Raw genomic sequence first — 17,874 nt, 5'->3', positions numbered from 1 at the left:
TAGGTCCGGTCTTCTATAAAGCGGATTGTAGGGCGCGCCATCGCGATCAAGAAAGGCCCCTTGCATGCCAGCCGTCATGGCGCCATGGGTGTCCCAGTCATGCGCGGCAACGAGCCGAAGGTCACTAATTTGCCGATCTAACTGCGCAGCAGCAAACTCGTAGACTTTGATGTCCGGTTTGAAGCTACCGGTGTCCTCTACCGAGAGGACAAAATCGAAATATGGGGCGAGTCCAGAATTCCCGATCTGCTTCGCAAGCAAGTCGCGCGATGAATTCGAGAAGGCAACGGTGCGGTAGCCGTGTGACTGCAGACTTTTCAACGCCGGCTGCACGTCCGGGTGCGGCGCAAGGCTGCTAAAGGTTCCGAGAACGTTGCTTCGCTCGGACTGCGACAATGCCCGGCCATTGAGAGCCGCGAGCCGGCCCAATACGACGCCTGCCAGTTCTGCGAAGCTCGTCTTCACGCCCGTCAGAGCGCAGACGGTGGAGGCATGAAGCAACATGGCGAACCATGTAGAGACCAGGTTTCGATCTCCGAGTGCTGTTTCGAATTTCGGCTTGAGTGGCGAAAGGTCCAAGACCGTTTCGTTGATGTCGAATAGCACAGTGTCGCGTTGCACTTTCAGGCTCCGTTTCTTCGTTAACTCTCAGGGCACACCTATGTTGTCGGCTTGGTGGACTGCGCAGGCTCAAGCAACGCGGTCATGCCAATGCCCCATTGAGTAACGCATTCCGCGGCATCCTTGCTGGATACGTTCAGCATCTGCACGCGATCGCGCTCAATTATATGCAAAGTACCGACAGTGGCGACCGGGGTGCTTGGGACGAAGACTGTTAGGCAGGGGCCGCCGTTATCTTCCATGACAAAGCCCAGGACGGAAGACCCTGGCGCGAACAACGAGACGAGGACAGGCGGGTATGCGTTCTTGCCACCTGCGACGCCACGCATCAGATTCGTTACAACGTCGTAGCCGGGTATGACGTGTCCAAAGGCCGACTGAACCTTATTGAAAATGCTGGCGCCGAATCTCGACGTTACGAGCGCTCCGAGGACAAAGCACAGCAACAGAAGGCTGAGCACCGTCATCAGGAGTATGACACCGGTGCCATACAATGCGCTGTCGCCCAGGACAGGCGCGATGGCGGTTGCCGCCTTCTTTGTGACGCCGTGCACCTTATAGAAGGCGAAGGCGATAATCAGCAGAGGCAATAGAGCAATCGCGCCAAAGATGAGATTGTTGCGAATTCGGCTCGTCGCTAGCTTCATAGTTTGCTCCTCCCACCGTTGTTGTTGACCCTAGCAGCGCGGGTAAATGTGAGAAGAGCGTCTTCGCCTTTTGCGGCAGACGCCCACCTACGTCATCGGTTTCAAGTAGATGTGACTCAGCCGCGGGGTGGGCGGCGACGCTCGTTGAACCAGGGGCGGTAGTCATTCGCCATGATTCGCCGCTGAGACTTCGGCGCGCGACGTTTGCACGTGGCCGCTTCCTCGCTTCCCTCAAGTGCTCCCCAGCGAACCTCGGCGCAGTCATTGATATTGTAGGCCATCTCGAGGTCGAGAATGCGGACAAGCAAATCGTCGAGTGAGAGCGTCCAAGAAGACCCATCGCTGCGCTTGTAGGAGAATTTGCGTTTCTCGAGTTCGGTGAAAAGTACCTCCTCGAGTTCTGCCTTGACCTCCTCGGGCGTCTTACCGTGCGGCATCGCGTAGCGCTCGGGGCGCCTAGCAACACGCTGCGGATATTTGCGCACCACATCCATGGCAATCAGGAGTCGCAAGTCACGCGACGGCGTCGCGAAGTTCTCCCACGGTCCGGATGTTTCGAAGATCGAATAGCCCTTTGGCATGGCGACTGTTCCCCGATTGCCTGCCAGGAAATTCCGTCCATTCTCAACGGAGTTTACGCGAGCGTTCACCTGCTCCTCGAGAGCAGTGACTGCCGCAGTCATGGCCTTTATCGGATCAAGCGGCGCGGGCGACATCACGTCATCCATGCGATCGTAGAATGTCTCTACATCTATCTCGGCCTGCTCAAGCGAGAAGTCGCCATAGTCGGGATGGTCTTTGATCTGTGCATTCGTCAGCCGGCGCAGCGACCCGTTGCTCGATTTCTCGATGGGCCGGATGCGTTTAAATCCCGCGCCTCCGAGTGCTGGGTCTTGCGCGAAGAGAAAGTTGCCGCGCCAAAATCGTTTGCGAGCGACCGTCCCGTCTGGTTGACCGTCGACGGCCAAGAAGACGCCCGCACTATCGTCTGTTTGCGGCACGCGCTTCACGAGCATGAGGATATGCCCATATGGGTCAGCATAGATCGTACCCGGTCGTAAGGCTTCGCGGGTCAATGGGACCGGATAGAAATCCGTATTGTCGTCGTCTGCAGCCGTCCGGCCGTTGCCTGAGTGTACGCCGTCAGCAATGGTCCTTCTCAGGTAGTGCTCAAACCCGGGAACGAGCCCCTTTGGTCTAGGTGGCACGCGGTAACTCACCCGGGATGTGGGGGCGGACCCGCTGCGGTAGGCCCGACTAGACCTCGAAGACCGGCGTCGCTGGACCGATTTCGTGACGACCGGCTCTTCGTTTGCAATGTTCCACCACTTGGTGCACCTGGGCGGTTTGCCGCCGTCGCCGCGCGTGCATTTCGCGTAGCCGAAAGGTAGGCCCATCTTGAAGGCGAAGTAAGCGCGCAGGAAGTACGGAAGGTCAGCGCAGTCGGGACGTATTGTGGCGCGGGTTTGATCCTCGCGATGGCCGAGATGGTTGAACAAAACGTTCCTCGATTCATCGTGTAGGACCTCACCCATGGCCTTCCAAGACAGGTCCTCTTCAATGGGCGCATCGAAAAGCATCTGGATCCAGGCGGAATAGAGATTCTCAGTCGAACGATCCCAGGCATTGCGAATGGGCCAGACCGTCTTGGCGCCGCGCTCGCCTCGTGGCCGCTTGGCAGCTACTGTGATTTCGCGCGTGATTTCTTGGCATTCCTGGGATGCTTGTTGCCGCGTGAGCTTGGCTCGCCATGCGCCGGACTTGGGAGAAGTAACCTCTGCGAACCAGAAATAGGGCGGTCCGCCTTGCAGGTCGGAAGACTTCGCGGAGACCTCGCCGGCGGGGCCAATTAACGTCAACTCACCGGAAAGCGGCTTCTCGCTCGCAACGATCACACGTAGCGGTGCCCCGGTCCATGGCGATGCCGGCGTTGACAGCACAGCAAGCCCGAATTCGTCGCAAACGGAAGCGCTTTCCTCAGCGCCGGCGTGCAAGTGCGATGAGACAAGAAAAATCGACGCGATCAGAAAAGTTGCGATCGCAGTAGGTACATGGGCCTGGTGGTCAGACAGCATGGAGCCCCCGCTACGACTCTCTCGTCGTTCAGAGAGATTACTCCGAAAAAGTGGGCGAAAAAACCTTCTTTGCACGACCTCTTGGCGCTGACGACTCCGGTCGCCCAGTTCACCACCTATGCACTCAAATACCGGCCATTTTGGCCGGAATTCCGCGAAAGTGTGGATTTCGGGGAAACTCAAGCGGCGAAGCCGTCAGCCTTCGGAACTTGCTAACCAGCTTGAGTCGAGGTCCTCAAAGCGCAGGCACCCCAACTGCTGCAGAGTCCGCGTGATTTCATCGCGGAAAATCTCAATGACCTGCTTGGCTCCGGGAGCACCGAGGGCCCCTACGCCGTAGAAGAAGCACCGGCCACTAAAGGCTGCCGTCGCGCCCAAAGCTCTTGCGCGAAGGACATCGAGCCCGGTGCGCACACCACTGTCGATCATCACTGTGATCTTGTCGGCAATATCGCTTGGCAATGACCGAAGCGTGTCGACTGTTGCCGGTGCGGCATCGAGCTGACGTCCGCCATGGTTCGATATGATCACGCCATCCGCGCCACAGTCGATAGCCTGCCGAAAGTTCTCTTCGACTTGCAGCCCCTTCACGATGAGAGGCCCATCCCACAGTTCGCGTATCCGCCGCAATCGCTCCAGAGGCAGTCCAGGAATCGTCATGTTGGATACAAATTCGGACAGCCCTTCGTCAGGACCGCTTCGGTAACGTGCGACGTTGACGAAATCCGGCGCGCCATGGGCAAGCGTCGTCAAAGCCCAAGTTGGATGGGTGAGGGACTGCCAGATCATCTTGGGCGTTAGTGTGTAGGGAAGTTTCAGACCGTTCTTTAGTTCCCGGTTCCGCTTTGCGCCCACGGGAATATCGACTGTCACGACCAGCGCGTTAAAGCCCGCTCGTTTCACGCGCGCAATAAGATCCTCCATGAACTCGAGCTTCCGAGGGACATAGAGCTGGAACCAGCACACATCAGGGGCTTGCTGCGCGATAAGATTGAGATCAGTCGTACTAAATGTGCTGAGTACGTAGGGAATGCGCGCGGCCTGGGCTGACTTTGCAAGTGCCAGTTCGGCACCTGGCCACATCATATTGCCGAGACCTACTGGCGATACGCCAAAGCCGATTGAATACTCGTTGCCAAAGATCTTTACGCTGGTGTCCACAGAACTCACGTCGCGAAGATATCGCGGAGTTAGATGTACCTCGTGAAATGCTTGCCGGTTCCGCCGCTTCGCAAGCTCATCGTCAATTGCGCCGTCGACGTAGTCGAAGGCAAAATTGGGTAAGCGCCGCATCGCGCGTTGTTTAAGAGCCGCGATTGACGGATAGCGCGTATCGTAATTTAGGGAGGCATTTTTGCTCATCGCGTCAGTCGTGCGCTTCGCTAGCGCTATTCCTTTAACCAAGCGCGCCAGCGTGTCTCGTTTTCTGCTATCCAACGGTTGGCGACTGTCTCTGCGCTTTCACCGTTACGTTCGACAGCCACCTGCATTTTCTCCATCTCTTCGTTACTCATGCGGTACGCTTTGATCGCCCGATAGGCGCCTGGCCATTTCGACTTCAACTCAACCCAGCCTGCTTTTCAGATGGGCCCGGTGGGCTTACCACAATCGTAAAGCGCTTCGGGGTTGATACCCTACGCTGGATCCGAATAGCAGGCTGGTTCATAGGCCGGGAATTCGACCCAGTCACCTTCAAATTCTGCTGATGTCCAATGCGGTGTGTAGACCCAGAGCATGATCGGCGACTCTTTCTCATAGGCTCGCTCAAGCGCCTCCGACAATTCCTTGTCGGCCTTCGCGTGCGTCATTTCGAAGGGCAGCTTCAACGCTTTGATCCGGCCTTCGTCGTGGCCTCCCCAATCCGCGGGGCCGCCGAGGTAGAAGCCCTTAGGAGTTGTGTCGGGCGTTGCGAAGGCTTTCGCGCAGGACGCAGTCTGGAGGGCGCGCCATTCCGGCAATCCGGGGCATTGGTCCACCATGTAGGCTGGAAACCACCAGTCCTCCTTAGCCGTCATACCGGTCGGTCCGAGATTCTCCACGTTGCCCGTTGCGACAGCGGCTTCAAGGTTTTGCGTGCCCGTCGTGGCCCAAATCTCCATGGCCACGGTCAATTTGCCCCGCTCCAGATCGGGGAACTGGGTCTTATAGTCAGCGGCCTTGTATTCAACATTGTATCCAGCCTCACGAAGCACCCCGCCCATGATCCTTGAGGTTAATTTCTGGCTCGCCCAATCATTAAGAGCGAACACGATAGGGTCTGAGGATGGACCTTCGGAAATAGAGGATGGCGTCACTTCGGCTATCGCCGCCAATGCTGCAGCGCGGAAACAATGGCTGCGATTGTGAGAGTGGAAAAGTGGCGTAATGGCAGCACTCAAATTCTCCCATTCACAGAACGCTCGACCCGTGTTCGCTAAGACGCAATATAAATGTCAAACACTGTGAAGTCTCGATCCGGACGGGCAGGGTGTTCGCGGCGTGTTGGCGTCCGATGGGACTAAAGTCGTCGAGAAATATCCACCCTTGAACTGGCGCTTTGGTAAGGACTTCGAGTAGAGAAGTGTCTAGCTAATTGTCCTTGTACACCCTCCGCTTGCCATGCAATCCCGTATCGATCCAAACCCTTTGCGGCGTTGACACTCACGCGCCGTCGTCGCCAGTGCGTACTGCCTGGGCTTAGGCTGAACTCGAGATGCTCGACCAACCCTTATCGTTCTTCTCAAATTTCGACCAGTATGAGCGTTACTTGTCGGCGACGATGGTCACGTTTTCCATGCTTGGCATGGGCGCCACGCTTACGGTTCGCGATTTTGCCAATACCCTAAGCGCTTGGCGCGGACTTGCTGTCGGACTAGTCGCCCAGCTTGTTCTTGTTCCAATCTGGGCGGGGCTGACATTGTTCGCCATTAGCCTGTTTCCGACTGGCTTTGGTGGCTTGACCGCCGCGGGTGCGATCGGCATTGCGACTGGCATCGCTCTGATCGCGGCGATGCCCGGCGGTTCGCTATCGAACCTTCTTACTTTCATTGGCAACGGCAATGTCGCGTTGTCTGTGTCGCTGACGGCTGTCACCACCCTCATCTGCCTATTTGCGACTCCAATCGTTTTGGCCGCGCTTGTTAACGTTCGGGTGCCCGGTAATTTCGAGATCGACAAACTCCAGATTATGTTGGACATTGGGCAATTTCTGATTGCGCCGCTGCTTGCAGGTATGCTCTGCCGGCGTCTCAGCCATTCGAAGCAACAGGTTCTATTCACGAAGGTCATGGTCCGAGCGAGCCTGGCGTTGCTGGCGATGATCATCATCGGCTCGCTTGGGGCAGGGCGATTGCAGTTTGGGCCCTATGGATGGCTTGGGCCCGCCATCATCGTCGTTTTCGGCTTGGGGGCACTGTATTTGTCGCGGCTCTTCACCTTTACTTGGGGGCTCATCGATCGCGACTCGCTGGCAATTGTTATTGAAGTGGTTGTCAAGAACGGGCTCCTCGCGCTCTTGGTCGTGACGTCAATGTTCCCAGCTGAGATGCTCGCCGACAGAGATAGCGAAGATGCGAATCTGATTATCGCGGCGCGAGACGGTTGTATCTTTGTCGTCTTGTTCTTCAGCGGACTTGCCATTGTTGCGGGTTCGTCCGCCTCGATGCGAGGTCGAAAACGTCGGGGGCGGGAACGAGAGGCGGACTTACGCAAAGAAGCTGACAGCACACAGCAGGGCCCTGTGTGAGACCGGCGAAATGAGCAGATTCTGCTCGGTGATTGGTGCTGCGCGCTACCACGGGTAAGTTTCATTCGTGGATGTCAGCGAGTCTTTATTCCTTGGAGAATCGCCCAATGCGTTTTGGCGTCTTGCTTGTTCTCGGCTTTGCGACGGGACTTGCCGTTTTCGGGACGACCTGCCTGCGTGCAGAGCAGATGGCTTGGACGGTCGACAGCTACCCAAGCAACTATCCAGGCCAACCGGACACGGTGATACTAGCATATGGGATTCCAGATACAGATGCGGTCGCCTTCGAGGCGATTTGCGGTGGCCCCGATGGTGCCACGCCGCGCGTTGTACTCTGGTACGACACCGTCGATCTCGCCGAGGACCAAGATGTTTCTCTGGTGCTGAGCGTGGGAGATGTCACCGAGGAGACGGTGGCAAGTGTTTACGGCAAGTATGCCGAAGTTGGTGTATCGGGTCTTGAGATAACCCTCGTTACTTCAGCACCGATCTGGCAGGCTATGAGTAATGGGGGCGTTCTGACCTACCGTGTTCCAGATGGACAGGAGCAGACGCTCCAACTTGACGGTGCAGCCAGTGCGCTTCGAGAGTTTACGCAGAGTTGCAACTCTGCGGTCGCTCCAAGCACCGCCGATCAGCCAACGGCTGTTGATGCGATAAGGGCAAAGCCGGCATCGGTATCTGCCGATACCCCTCGGCTAGAATCAGTGTCCTGCTCAGAGTTCGGCAAGATCAAATCTGAGCGCTCTGAGAAAACGGTGAAGATCACATTTGTGAATCGGTCGGACGGCTACCGAGGTGTCGTGTGGATCGATGTTGAAGGCCTGCCCATAGACAACACCGGTCTCAATCAGGGAGAGAAAGCGCTGGTGCCGACGTTTCAATCCCATGCATGGATGATAACGGATGGCCCCGGAAATTGTATCGAGATGGTGTTGGCGGGTGACGATGACGGCATCTTCGAAATCGAGGCACCTTCACCAGTGCTGGGCGAGGATAGCGACTAGCTGTGCCTCGCCAGTTGTCTAGCGAATGTGATCACAAGCTTGTGTGTCCGAGCACGGGCGCGCGGTGATCTGGTTGGGGTGACAACGCGTTAGTCTGGTAATTCAAGCAGCGGGCGTCCCACGTCGATAGTTGATCTTCACAACTTCGTTTGGGCTCTCATGTGGCTAGCCAAAGTACTAAAAGGATCACTCTAATGGTGACCAACGCGTATAAGGCGGTGATGGATCCGTCCGTAAACCCACTACGCAATCTCCCGCGCATGGTGAGCTTCCATTATATGCTGCTGCTCTCTTACATGTGGTCGGCTATCTTCGCACTGTGGGTCGGCTACACTTGGTTGATGGGCCCAAGCCTCATCGCGCACTCTATTTTGCTCGTGGGGCTTTTCTTTACAGCTGAAATATTTGCGCTCGCCAACAGGCGCCCAAAGCCAGCCGCCGTTAGGGTAGCCAACGATAATCAATAGGACTTGCCCGCAACTCGCGCGAGCGCAATACGGAGCGCCAAAATGGCACATGTTCTCGTTATCGGTGCGAGCAGTGGGATTGGCCGCGAGGTCGTAACGGCCGCGCTTAAGGCTGGACACTCAGTGCGCGCCTTTTCTCGCTCTGCGAGCAAGAGCTTTACGCCAACCGATCATCTTGAGACCTGGGATGGCGACGCCCGGATCGAGTCGGATGTGGACTCTGCGCTAGAGGGCGTCGCTGTCGTCGTACAGGCACTCGGCGTGCCGGTCAGCGAGCTCTTTCAGCCTGTCGATCTGTTCTCGAAGGCAACTCGCGTGCTGGTGGATGCGATGCAGCGTCATAACATCAAACAACTGATCGCAGTGACTGGATTTGGCGCTGGCGACTGCAGAAATGCAATCGGTTTGATCCAGTCAATTCCGTTCCGGTTGATGCTCGGCAGAGCCTATGACGACAAGGACGTACAGGAGCGCATCATCAAACAAAGCAATCTGGACTGGACAATCGTGCGGCCCGGGGTCTTGACCAATAGTCCGCATAGTGGCCGCTATAGGGTCTTGTACGAGCCACGGGAATGGCGCAACGGGATTATCTCCCGCGCCGATGTCGCGGACTTTATTGTTGGCGCAATCAACAACGATGAGATGATCGGCAAGGAGCCGGTGCTCGTTTGGTGAGGCTTCCGCCAGCCTTCGGCTAATTTACGTCAAACCGATGTCAATCGCAGCGTCAGATCCACTCCAGTCTTTTCCAGCAGGAGGCGTAGCCGTCGTACTCGGCGCGACCGGCGGGATAGGCCAAGCACTCTCGAGTGACATCGCGTATCGCGGGCAATTCGATCAGATTCTCAAGCTTGGCCGCAGTACTGACCCCGCCATCGATATTCTGGATGAGGAGAGTCTCGCCCGGGCTGCGAGACATGCTGGAGAACTTGGCCACGTGCGCCTCGTCATTGATGCGACGGGCTTCCTTCACGATGAACACCAGGGCCCGGAGAAGACATGGCGAGACATTACGCCAGAGGCGTTGAGCCGTTCGTTCGCGTTGAATGCCATTGGGCCGGCCCTGATCATGAAGCATTTTCTTCCACTGCTACCGTCGACGGGCAAGGCCGTCTTCGCGACACTATCCGCGCGCGTTGGCAGCATTGGAGACAATCGCCTTGGAGGCTGGTACGGCTATCGGGCGTCGAAATGCGCTCTGAACCAGTTCGTTCATACCGCCTCCATAGAACTTCAGCGACGCCGACCCGAGGCCGTCTGCGTCGCCTTGCATCCCGGCACGGTCGACACGCCTTTGTCTCAGCCATTTTCGCGGAGTGGCTTGAACGTCAAGCAACCATCTGAGGCAGCGAGTAGCTTGATCTCCGTGATCGACGCGTTGGGACCCTACGACACCGGTGGTTTCTTCGACTGGCGCGGGACAGCTGTACCCTGGTAAAACCGTGCGCCTGTCTGCGCAGCGAAAAGCCCCCAATAGCGCTCGTCATTGGCTATCTCCAATAGGCACAGCCCAGAAGGCCTGATATCACGAGCAGGCTAAACTCCGGTCGAGTCGGCGTTGGGTACTGCGAGCATACCCAGGCTCATGCACTGCGGACCGGAAGAGTGAAGTCTCCGATGGGCTAGGCTGGCAATGCAGGACGCGTTTAGTGATTTTCCCCTACGCGACGAGGAGGGGGACATCCGTCCCGAATTTCTCCATGCGGTCACCGATGCGCTCGAGTCCGGAGACACGGCGCATGTGCGGAAACTCACGCGCGATCTGCACGAAGCCGATTTGGCCGACCTTCTCGAAGTTCTGCGCCAGGACGATCGCGCCAATCTGATTGAAGCCCTTGGCGATGAGTTCAAGGCTGCCGCGCTGCCCGAGCTCGAGGAGGCGGTTCGCGATCAGGTGCTTGAAGAGATGCCGCCTGAGCAAGTTGCCGAGGCTCTGCAGGAGCTCGAGTCGGACGAGGCAGTTTATCTGCTCGAAGACCTCGATCGCGCCGAGCAGCAGAATATCCTCTCCAAGCTTCCGCACTTCGAGCGTCTAGCGCTTCAGCGCAGTCTTGAATATCCAGAGGACTCTGCCGGCCGAATGATGCAGACCGACCTCATTGCTGTACCGCCCTTCTGGTCGGTCGGGCAGACCATCGACTATATGCGCGAAGCAGACGATCTACCGGAGCGCTTCTACGAGATCTTTGTCGTCGATCCTGCCTATCACCTGATCGGTTGCGTGGCCCTGAACAAGATTCTCAGGTCCAAGCGACCGACACAAATGGAAGCGATAATTGACGAAGAGATGCACCCGATACCTGTCGCCACGGACCAGGAGGACGTGGCTCATCGGTTCGAACGATACAATATGAATTCAGCGCCGGTCGTGGACGACGACGGACGTCTGGTTGGCGTCATAACCGCCGACGACATTGTCGAGGTGGTGCAAGAAGAGGCATCCGAAGACATTTTGGCTATGGGTGGTGTCGGCGATGAATCGGTTGCCGATACGGTGTGGGAGACGACGCGGCTTCGCTTCAGCTGGCTTGTCGCCAACTTGATTACGGCCATCCTCGCTTCCGTTGTCATAAGTTTTTTCGAGGCCACCATCCAACAGATGGTTGCGCTCGCCGTGCTCATGCCGATCGTGGCATCCATGGGCGGCAATGCCGGGACGCAGACCATGACCGTCGCCGTTCGGGCGCTTGCGACCCACGATCTCGGCCCTGCCAACGCCATACGGGTCATCTGGCGCGAATGCGCTGTCGGTCTGCTGAACGGACTGCTCTTCGCAGTCATCATGGCAGCGATTGCCATCTTTTGGTTTGGCAGCGACGGCCTTGGGCTTGTGATCGGCGTGGCAATGGTGGTCAACCTGTTTGCCGCCGCTCTGGCAGGCATCCTAATTCCTCTCGGTCTCGACGCTTTGGACCTCGACCCCGCTATCGCTTCCGGCGTTTTCGTCACCACCGTGACCGACGTGGTCGGCTTCTTCGCCTTCCTTGGCCTCGCCGCCCTGTGGTTAGCTTAGAGGCTGGGGGACGCCATGTTCTTCTATCTCGCCAAGGTGGTGTGGTTTGTTCTTCAGCCGTCGACCCTGATTGCTCTGTTGATTGGTTACGGCGCGATTTTGATCTGGACCGGTTGGGCGCGCTGGGGTCGGCGATTTGTTACGATCGGGGTCATTTTGCTCCTGTTGGTCGGCTTATCACCGTTAGGCAATGCGCTAATCTTGCCGCTCGAAAATCGCTTTCCACGGGTTGACCTGAATGAGCTGCCTGCGCCCGCAGGTCTCATAATTCTGGGCGGTGGAGAGAGCCGCTTAGTTGGCAGCGCCCGCAAGGCGCCAACTTTGAATGAGGCGGGTGAGCGGCTGCTGGAAGGTGCGATACTTGGATTGCGCTTCCCCGACGCCAAAGTGGCCTTCTCCGGTGGCGATGCGGGAATCCTCTTCAAGTCAGACAGCGAAGCCCAAGGCGCTGCAGAGATCCTCACTCAACTTGGGGTGCCGAGGGAACGCCTAATTCTCGAAGCCAACGCGCGCGACACCTATGAGAATGCCGTCTATTTGAAGAGAGAGCTCGACGCGAGCGGCGCTTTCAACGCCAAAGCACGCTGGCTTCTCATTACCTCGGCCTACCACATGCCGCGCTCGATGGGTGCTTTCAGACAGGCGGGCTTCGATGTGGAGCCGTGGCCGGTCGACTATCGAACACGCGGGTCAGAAGATTTCCTGAAACCTTTCGGCAAAGTCTCGGAAGGCTTGCGCCGCGTCGACACGGCAACGCGCGAATGGGTCGGTCTACTGGCCTATTGGCTGACAGGCCGCACTAATGCGCTGTTCCCATCACTAGATCGGACTGTGGACAATCTGGGCTAGCACAACAAAGCGCGCCTGAGTCGAGCCAGGTCTTGAGGTAACGCGCGGCCCGTAGCTCGGCCCCGTCCGCACCAGCGAATGTTGCGATCATCTCGCATAGTGCGCTGAAGCGGGCACCTCTCGTGGCCTCGGCCCACATCATTGTCTCCTCAGGACAAAGCAGCCGCAAACGCGAGGTGAGATCTTGCCGCCAAACAAGAATATTCTGAGGTTCGGGCAGATTTTCAGGCGCGGGTGGGTTCGTCTCGTCGCTCAGCGCCATCCAGATATCGACGGCGTTCGTCTTGAAGCGAAGCCGCCGCGCGGTCGGATGCGGCGTGAAGACTAAATCAGCCCATTCCTCCGGCGGTATTGCGGCGAGTTCATCAATTGACACGGGCGTTGCGTCAGGACCGTCAAAGGCATCCGCAAGAGCTTTCTCGAGTGTTGCGAGTTCTGCGACTTCCCGATTTGCAGAGTAGGGGGCTGTGGAGCGCAAGAAATCCGGCAGGTAGCGACCGAACCAACGTGCATTGCGCTTGTCCGACGGATGCGCGGCTATATAGGCCCGCGCGAGGTCGGAAAAGTTAACCTCGCCGAGGTAGGTGTGTGTGAGTTCGTAATCGCGGCTAAGAATCTCGGCCAGCCGCAGACCGTAGGCGTTGCGATACACGCCGAAAAGTGTACGTCGACCTTCGCCGTTGCTGTCGTTGATATCGTCTAGCGCAGCGTCGTCACCCGAGAGGATGCCAGCTTGAAATCGGGCCTGAAGTTCACTGAGGCTGGTCATGGCAAGACTGCTACTCGGCTGCGATAGACTGCTTGGCTTCCGCGACCTCCTTCGCGATCCTGCGTGCCACATCGAGCTCCGCAACGACCTCAGCCAACGGGGGGATGTTGTCGTCTCGTTCGATCATGGTCGAGACGGGACCGAAATGCGAGACAGTCTGCCGATAGAAATCCCAGACCTGATCACATACAGGGTGGTCGTGCGTATCCACGATGTGGTCCCCTTCGTGGCTGTGCCCGGCAAGGTGGAATTGCACGATGCGATCGCGCGGCACGCCATGCAAGAAGTCACGCGTGGAGAAACCATGATTGTGTGCGCTGACATAAACATTGTTGACGTCGAAGAGCAGCCAACAGTCGGCACGGCGGGCGACCTCGCTGACAAATTCCCACTCGCTCATTTCCGACTCGGCGAACGTCACGTAGCTCGAGACATTTTCAAGCGTGAGGCGGCGACCCAAGAAGTCTTGTACTCGGCTGACGCGATCCACAACGTGGTTTAGCGCTTCCTGCGTATAAGGTATCGGCAGCAGGTCATGCAGGTTGACCCCATGCACACCAGTCCAACAAAGGTGATCTGAGATCCATTTCGGATCGACGCGATCTGCGAGTGTTTTGAGTTCGGTCAAATAGTCCACGTCAAGCGGCGCCGTGGATGCGATCGACAACGACACACCGTGCATGACGATGGGATAGCGCTCGCGAATCTCGTCGAGGATTCGCAGAGGCTTCCCGCCTGGGATCATGTAGTTCTCAGAAATAACTTCGAACCAATCCACGTTCGGATCACCAGACAAAATTTCGTCGTAGTGTTCCGGGCGCAGCCCAAGGCCAAACCCGAGATACGGTGGCTTGCTGTCGGACAAGGCGATCTCCATTGGCTCGCGAAACATACAGGATATAGGACGAAGGGAGGCCGGTCACAATTGCGGCCGGCCTCGAGTTTTCGGAACTAGCCCCTGAACTTGCCGCCGGCGGCCTTACACTCTTCCGCGGACGTGACGGTGAAGCCCTTGCCCTTGCAGGCATTGTGGCCCTTGCACGAGCTCGTAGCTGTCTTGCACGCGCTCTGGCCCTTACAGGCATTTGCGCCGACGCACTTGCCCTTGGCAGCGAGGGCAGGCGTGGCAACGAGTGTGCCGGATACGAGTAGCGCAGCTGCAGTAAGGGCAAGTGTCGTGCCGGACTTTTGATTCATCTTCATCGGTACTCTCCATCGGTTGTTGGATGATCCCACTTCTGGCGACGAGCGCCACTCCGGGACGGTAGCCGCGAATCTAAGAGGGCACGCGTCACACCTCTTCAAAGCGCTGTGACTTTATTCACACAGGCGTGAGGCAGTCCTTCGTGCTCTCATATTATTCCGCATCGATGCTGCACCTGCGGGCTTGGCCACGCGCCCTGAAGCGCTATCATCAGCCTGCAGGGGAGGCACGGATGAGCTTCAAGGATGTGATTGTCTACGTTGACGGGACGGACGCATCGAAAGCGCGCGACGGTTTGGCGATCAACCTAGCCAAAACCCAAGGGGCGCACCTTGTGGCCGTCGCCTTTGCCCCGCAGGCGCTGGTGCCGCTCTATGGCGCAGACGTCGCCTTCGCCGATATGAGCGGCGTTCTCGATGGCGTGAAGGCGCAAGGCGAAGAGGCGCTGGCGCGCTTCCGAGCGGCGGCGGATGACGCCAGCATTTCCTATGACACGCGGCTTCGACATGGCACCAGTGACGAGTTTCCGCACGACTTCGCCGCCGCCGCGCGCTTGGCGGACCTTGCGATTCTTGGTCAGCCAAGAGACGGGGACCCGCTCGTCGGCCAGTATGCGCTTGTAGAGCGCTGCCTGTTTGCCTCTGGAAGGCCCGTTCTCATCGTACCGGCTAATCCCCTTGGGACGATTGGCGGCGGCACCATCGTTGTGGCCTGGGATAGCAGCGCCCAAGCGGCGCGCGCTGTCAGCGATGCGCAAACGTTCCTAGCGGATGCGAAGCGGGTCGTCCTCGTGGCCGGCCTCGACGACGATTCGCGTGGGGATGAGAACGTTTCTGTGGATGGTATGATTGCGCATCTCGGCCATCATGGCATCGAAGCCGAGACAATGACCTTTCCGATGAGCGAAGGTGCGGATGTTGGCCGACTGCTGCTCTCGCGCTCGAAGGAGCTGGGCGCCGACCTGATCGTCATGGGTGCATTCCATCACTCGCGCTGGCGCGAGCTCATTCTTGGCGGCGTAACACTCACAATGCTCGAAGAGGCGACAATTCCCCTCTTCATGTCGCACTAGGCAACCGTGCCACGATGACCGTCCACCTTGTGAAGCTTTGCGTCGGGATCGACAGGGTCGATGACCTCCGAGCCTGGCAGGAGAAACGTCTGGAGGCACTTGCGCGGATGGGGAAGGTCCCAGAGCTGTGTCACAAGACTAAGCAAATGCCGCGCCGAAGAGTCGAAGTCTTGGACGGCGGATCGCTCTACTGGGTCATTAAAGGCTTTGTATCCGCGCGCCAGCGCATCCTCGATTTGAAGAAGACGACGCGGCAGGACGGAACGCCCTGCTGCGGCATCGTGTTGGACTCCAACGTCGTCGAGACGCGGCTCAATCCGCGCCGTCCATTCCAGGGCTGGCGCTACTTGAAGGCAGAAGAGGCGCCTCCCGATGTATCCTTATCTAATGAAGCCAGTGCCGAAATCCCACCGGGCATGCGGGAAGAGCTGCGCGCCCTGAGGTTGATCGACTGACCTGATTAGGACCGTCAGCTCTGTGGTGGAACAGTGACGTTGTCGATGAGCCGCGTTTTGCCGAGGAAAGCCGCAACCAAGATCCGCGCGGATGAGACATTCCCCGACAGGGGTACAAGCGTGACCGGATCGCGTGCCTCCAAATAGTCGACGCGGAATCCGGCTGCCTCAAGGGCAGCGTGGGCGCTTTCCAACGTTGGCTCCAGGGCGAGACCGGAAGCGACTTCGTGGGCGGCCTGTTGAAGTGTCGTGTGCAACAGTCGTGCCGTTTCGCGTTCATCTGACGATAAGTAAGTGTTGCGAGAGGAGAGGGCTAACCCGTCCGGCTCGCGCACAATGGCGCCGCCGACAATTTCGACCGGGATGTTCAGGTCACGAACCATTCGCTTGATAACGAGGAGCTGCTGATAATCTTTCTCGCCAAACACGGCGATGTCGGGGAGGCACTGGAGAAGAAGCTTGGCAACAACCGTCGCGACGCCGTCGAAATGATCGGGCCGACTCGCGCCGCACAGGCCCTCGGTCAGACCCGCTACGTGAACCGTTGTGGCAAAACCTTCCGGATACATCTCTCGTCCGTCCGGCACGAAGAGAAGGTCCGCACCGGCGTCCGCCAGCAAAGCTGCATCCCGCGCTTCGCCGCGCGGGTAGGCCTCGAAGTCTTCCCCTGGTCCGAATTGCAGGGGATTCACGAAGATCGACGCGATCGTATGGTCCGCCAGTTGCTTTGCCTGCCGGACCAGAGACATATGGCCCTTATGAATGGCGCCCATGGTCGGCACCATGGCGATATTCTCACCCTCGCGCTGCCACGTGCGAACGCGGGTGCGCAGATCCGCAACGGTTCTGACGATCTCGATTTGGGTGGCCATTGGACACCTTTCAAATATGCGACGCCGCCGGAGAGGCTCGCGACCATAACGCCTCGGAATAGTGCCTCGAAACACATTTGTGTGCGCGCTCAACTAGGCCGCCCCTCCTCAAACGCCCACTCGGCGATCGGGCAAATAGAGATGCGCTCATGCAGCGGTCCGCCCGTGTTGTTTAATCGGGCGCGGCTTACGTTCGCCTCAGCGGCCGTCCACTTGTCCTCTCGCCCTGCTGCATTAGGATGAGCGGTTCCCTGAGCACGGCGACCTCAATCACTCCCTTCTTCATGGCCGGCATTGAGAATTCGGCGAAGAACAACCATTTATAAGAGCATGAAGTTTCTCATCGTTTGAATGTCATCGCGGAGCGGGTCAATGAGCGAACCGAAGACCCCGTCTAGGACCGGTTCGAGCGAGGTCGCACGCGGAACGTCTTCCTCCTCGGAAGTCGACGCCTTCCTCAGCAAGGTACAAAGTTTGACGCCCACTGTTGCTGGGGGCGGCCGGTTGATCTTTGCCATGGACGCCACAATGAGCCGCCAGCCGACCTGGGACCTCGCCCTCGGCCTTCAGAGCGAGATGTTTCGAGCGGTTAAAAAGGTTGGAGGTCTGGACGTCCAGCTCATGTATTTTCGCGGGTTCGGCGAGTGCCGCGCCAGCAAATGGGTGCGTGATCCCGATGCGCTGGCCCGGCTGATGCGACAGGTCCATTGCGAGGGCGGGCATACGCAGATCCGCAAAGTCCTGACCCACGCTCGGAAAGAGACGGGGCGTCAGACCGTCAATGCCCTCGTTTATGTGGGCGACTGCATGGAAGAAAACGTCGACGCGTTGTGCCAGCTCGCCGGGGAGTTGGGTCTCGTCGGCGTGCCTGTGTTCGTGTTCCAGGAGGGACACGACGCGCGTGCGGAGCAGGCTTTTAAGGAGATCGCACGCTTGTCTCGGGGCGCCTATTGCCGCTTCGATGCTGGGTCTGCGGCGCAGCTTCGAGCGTTGTTGAATGCCGTAGCGGTCTATGCCTCTGGCGGACGTAAGGCGCTCGAAAACGCGAAGAGTGGCGCCGCGACGCTCCTGCTCGAACAGCTGCGGTAGGCCCGCG

At 58.2% G+C, this 17,874-nt stretch carries 18 protein-coding genes and 1 pseudogene; 10 read left to right on the top strand and 9 right to left on the bottom strand.

Annotation, left to right across the window (positions count from 1 at the left end; translation table 11 throughout):
• The 5 genes and pseudogenes from AC33YF_RS01735 to AC33YF_RS01715 form a co-directional block, all read right to left on the bottom strand.
• A partial coding sequence (locus AC33YF_RS01735; protein WP_491775464.1) for a haloacid dehalogenase type II occupies window positions 1–621 on the bottom strand: 621 nt, incomplete at its 3' end.
• A gap of 38 nt (window positions 622–659) precedes the next feature.
• Window positions 660–1,268 carry a DUF502 domain-containing protein gene (locus AC33YF_RS01730; protein WP_491775463.1) on the bottom strand — a complete coding sequence of 203 codons (609 nt, stop codon included), beginning with the start codon at window positions 1,266–1,268 and terminating at the stop codon, window positions 660–662.
• A 116-nt stretch (window positions 1,269–1,384) separates the two neighbouring features.
• Window positions 1,385–3,343 carry a hypothetical protein gene (locus tag AC33YF_RS01725; protein WP_491775462.1) on the bottom strand — a complete coding sequence of 653 codons (1,959 nt, stop codon included), beginning with the start codon at window positions 3,341–3,343 and terminating at the stop codon, window positions 1,385–1,387.
• A 195-nt stretch (window positions 3,344–3,538) separates the two neighbouring features.
• Complete coding sequence (locus AC33YF_RS01720; RefSeq protein ID WP_491775461.1) at window positions 3,539–4,705, bottom strand: alpha-hydroxy acid oxidase; 1,167 nt, start codon at window positions 4,703–4,705, stop codon at window positions 3,539–3,541.
• Window positions 4,706–4,731: 26 nt separating this feature from the next.
• A pseudogene (locus AC33YF_RS01715) lies at window positions 4,732–5,592 on the bottom strand (ABC transporter substrate-binding protein).
• A 443-nt stretch (window positions 5,593–6,035) separates the two neighbouring features.
• Between AC33YF_RS01715 and AC33YF_RS01710 the strand changes: the two are divergent.
• The 7 genes from AC33YF_RS01710 to AC33YF_RS01680 all read left to right on the top strand — a co-directional run bounded on the left by AC33YF_RS01710 (window position 6,036) and on the right by AC33YF_RS01680 (window position 12,406).
• Entirely contained in the window at window positions 6,036–7,067 is a 1,032-nt protein-coding gene (locus tag AC33YF_RS01710) for a bile acid:sodium symporter family protein (protein WP_491775460.1), read from the top strand.
• A 107-nt stretch (window positions 7,068–7,174) separates the two neighbouring features.
• Entirely contained in the window at window positions 7,175–8,074 is a 900-nt protein-coding gene (locus AC33YF_RS01705) for a VHL beta domain-containing protein (protein ID WP_491775459.1), read from the top strand.
• Between the two features lie 194 nt (window positions 8,075–8,268).
• Window positions 8,269–8,541 (top strand): hypothetical protein, encoded by a 273-nt coding sequence (locus AC33YF_RS01700; RefSeq protein WP_491775458.1) that lies wholly within the window; start codon window positions 8,269–8,271, stop codon window positions 8,539–8,541.
• A 42-nt stretch (window positions 8,542–8,583) separates the two neighbouring features.
• Complete coding sequence (locus AC33YF_RS01695) at window positions 8,584–9,219, top strand: NAD(P)-dependent oxidoreductase (RefSeq protein ID WP_491775457.1); 636 nt, start codon at window positions 8,584–8,586, stop codon at window positions 9,217–9,219.
• Between the two features lie 37 nt (window positions 9,220–9,256).
• Complete coding sequence (locus AC33YF_RS01690) at window positions 9,257–9,982, top strand: SDR family NAD(P)-dependent oxidoreductase (RefSeq protein WP_491775456.1); 726 nt, start codon at window positions 9,257–9,259, stop codon at window positions 9,980–9,982.
• A 195-nt stretch (window positions 9,983–10,177) separates the two neighbouring features.
• Window positions 10,178–11,557 (top strand): magnesium transporter, encoded by a 1,380-nt coding sequence (gene mgtE, locus AC33YF_RS01685; protein WP_491775455.1) that lies wholly within the window; start codon window positions 10,178–10,180, stop codon window positions 11,555–11,557.
• A gap of 15 nt (window positions 11,558–11,572) precedes the next feature.
• A complete protein-coding gene (locus AC33YF_RS01680) occupies window positions 11,573–12,406 on the top strand; it encodes a YdcF family protein (RefSeq protein ID WP_491775454.1) in 834 nt (277 codons plus the stop codon).
• On the opposite strand, the gene AC33YF_RS01675 is transcribed toward AC33YF_RS01680, so the two are convergent.
• From AC33YF_RS01675 to bufA2, 3 genes are all read right to left on the bottom strand, one after another.
• Entirely contained in the window at window positions 12,357–13,175 is an 819-nt protein-coding gene (locus AC33YF_RS01675; protein ID WP_491775453.1) for an HvfC/BufC family peptide modification chaperone, read from the bottom strand. The two genes, AC33YF_RS01680 and AC33YF_RS01675, sit on opposite strands and share 50 nt — an antisense overlap.
• Window positions 13,176–13,185: 10 nt before the next feature.
• A complete protein-coding gene (bufB, locus tag AC33YF_RS01670; RefSeq protein ID WP_491775452.1) occupies window positions 13,186–14,040 on the bottom strand; it encodes an MNIO family bufferin maturase in 855 nt (284 codons plus the stop codon).
• Window positions 14,041–14,126: 86 nt separating this feature from the next.
• Window positions 14,127–14,378: a BufA2 family periplasmic bufferin-type metallophore gene (gene bufA2, locus AC33YF_RS01665; protein WP_491775451.1), complete on the bottom strand. Its 252-nt coding sequence runs from the start codon at window positions 14,376–14,378 to the stop codon at window positions 14,127–14,129.
• Window positions 14,379–14,611: 233 nt separating this feature from the next.
• Between bufA2 and AC33YF_RS01660 the strand changes: the two genes are divergently transcribed.
• Together AC33YF_RS01660 and AC33YF_RS01655 are read left to right on the top strand one after the other, a co-directional pair.
• On the top strand, window positions 14,612–15,451 hold the full coding sequence (locus AC33YF_RS01660) for a universal stress protein (RefSeq protein WP_491775450.1): 840 nt from the start codon (window positions 14,612–14,614) through the stop codon (window positions 15,449–15,451).
• Window positions 15,452–15,465: 14 nt separating this feature from the next.
• A complete protein-coding gene (locus tag AC33YF_RS01655; protein ID WP_491775449.1) occupies window positions 15,466–15,906 on the top strand; it encodes a DUF1489 family protein in 441 nt (146 codons plus the stop codon).
• Between the two features lie 14 nt (window positions 15,907–15,920).
• On the opposite strand, the gene panC is transcribed toward AC33YF_RS01655, so the two are convergent.
• On the bottom strand, window positions 15,921–16,778 hold the full coding sequence (gene panC, locus AC33YF_RS01650; RefSeq protein ID WP_491775448.1) for a pantoate--beta-alanine ligase: 858 nt from the start codon (window positions 16,776–16,778) through the stop codon (window positions 15,921–15,923).
• Window positions 16,779–17,150: 372 nt separating this feature from the next.
• Here panC and AC33YF_RS01645 point away from each other — a divergent pair, with 372 nt between their 5' ends.
• Window positions 17,151–17,867, top strand: a complete 717-nt coding sequence (locus AC33YF_RS01645) for a vWA domain-containing protein (protein ID WP_491775447.1) — start codon at window positions 17,151–17,153, stop codon at window positions 17,865–17,867.
• Window positions 17,868–17,874 lie beyond the last annotated feature (7 nt).

The organism is Methyloceanibacter sp. (assembly GCF_058506495.1).
This window is presented reverse-complemented; position numbering and strand designations above follow the sequence as displayed.

Coding starts and splice junctions, on each gene's coding strand:
- AC33YF_RS01730 (WP_491775463.1), bottom strand. CDS start 1,268: ATGAAGCTAGCGACGAGCCGAATTCGCAACAATCTCATCTTTGGCGCG.
- AC33YF_RS01725 (WP_491775462.1), bottom strand. CDS start 3,343: ATGCTGTCTGACCACCAGGCCCATGTACCTACTGCGATCGCAACTTTT.
- AC33YF_RS01720 (WP_491775461.1), bottom strand. CDS start 4,705: ATGAGCAAAAATGCCTCCCTAAATTACGATACGCGCTATCCGTCAATC.
- AC33YF_RS01710 (WP_491775460.1), top strand. CDS start 6,036: ATGCTCGACCAACCCTTATCGTTCTTCTCAAATTTCGACCAGTATGAG.
- AC33YF_RS01705 (WP_491775459.1), top strand. CDS start 7,175: ATGCGTTTTGGCGTCTTGCTTGTTCTCGGCTTTGCGACGGGACTTGCC.
- AC33YF_RS01700 (WP_491775458.1), top strand. CDS start 8,269: ATGGTGACCAACGCGTATAAGGCGGTGATGGATCCGTCCGTAAACCCA.
- AC33YF_RS01695 (WP_491775457.1), top strand. CDS start 8,584: ATGGCACATGTTCTCGTTATCGGTGCGAGCAGTGGGATTGGCCGCGAG.
- AC33YF_RS01690 (WP_491775456.1), top strand. CDS start 9,257: ATGTCAATCGCAGCGTCAGATCCACTCCAGTCTTTTCCAGCAGGAGGC.
- mgtE (WP_491775455.1), top strand. CDS start 10,178: ATGCAGGACGCGTTTAGTGATTTTCCCCTACGCGACGAGGAGGGGGAC.
- AC33YF_RS01680 (WP_491775454.1), top strand. CDS start 11,573: ATGTTCTTCTATCTCGCCAAGGTGGTGTGGTTTGTTCTTCAGCCGTCG.
- AC33YF_RS01675 (WP_491775453.1), bottom strand. CDS start 13,175: ATGACCAGCCTCAGTGAACTTCAGGCCCGATTTCAAGCTGGCATCCTC.
- bufA2 (WP_491775451.1), bottom strand. CDS start 14,378: ATGAAGATGAATCAAAAGTCCGGCACGACACTTGCCCTTACTGCAGCT.
- AC33YF_RS01660 (WP_491775450.1), top strand. CDS start 14,612: ATGAGCTTCAAGGATGTGATTGTCTACGTTGACGGGACGGACGCATCG.
- AC33YF_RS01655 (WP_491775449.1), top strand. CDS start 15,466: ATGACCGTCCACCTTGTGAAGCTTTGCGTCGGGATCGACAGGGTCGAT.
- panC (WP_491775448.1), bottom strand. CDS start 16,778: ATGGCCACCCAAATCGAGATCGTCAGAACCGTTGCGGATCTGCGCACC.
- AC33YF_RS01645 (WP_491775447.1), top strand. CDS start 17,151: ATGAGCGAACCGAAGACCCCGTCTAGGACCGGTTCGAGCGAGGTCGCA.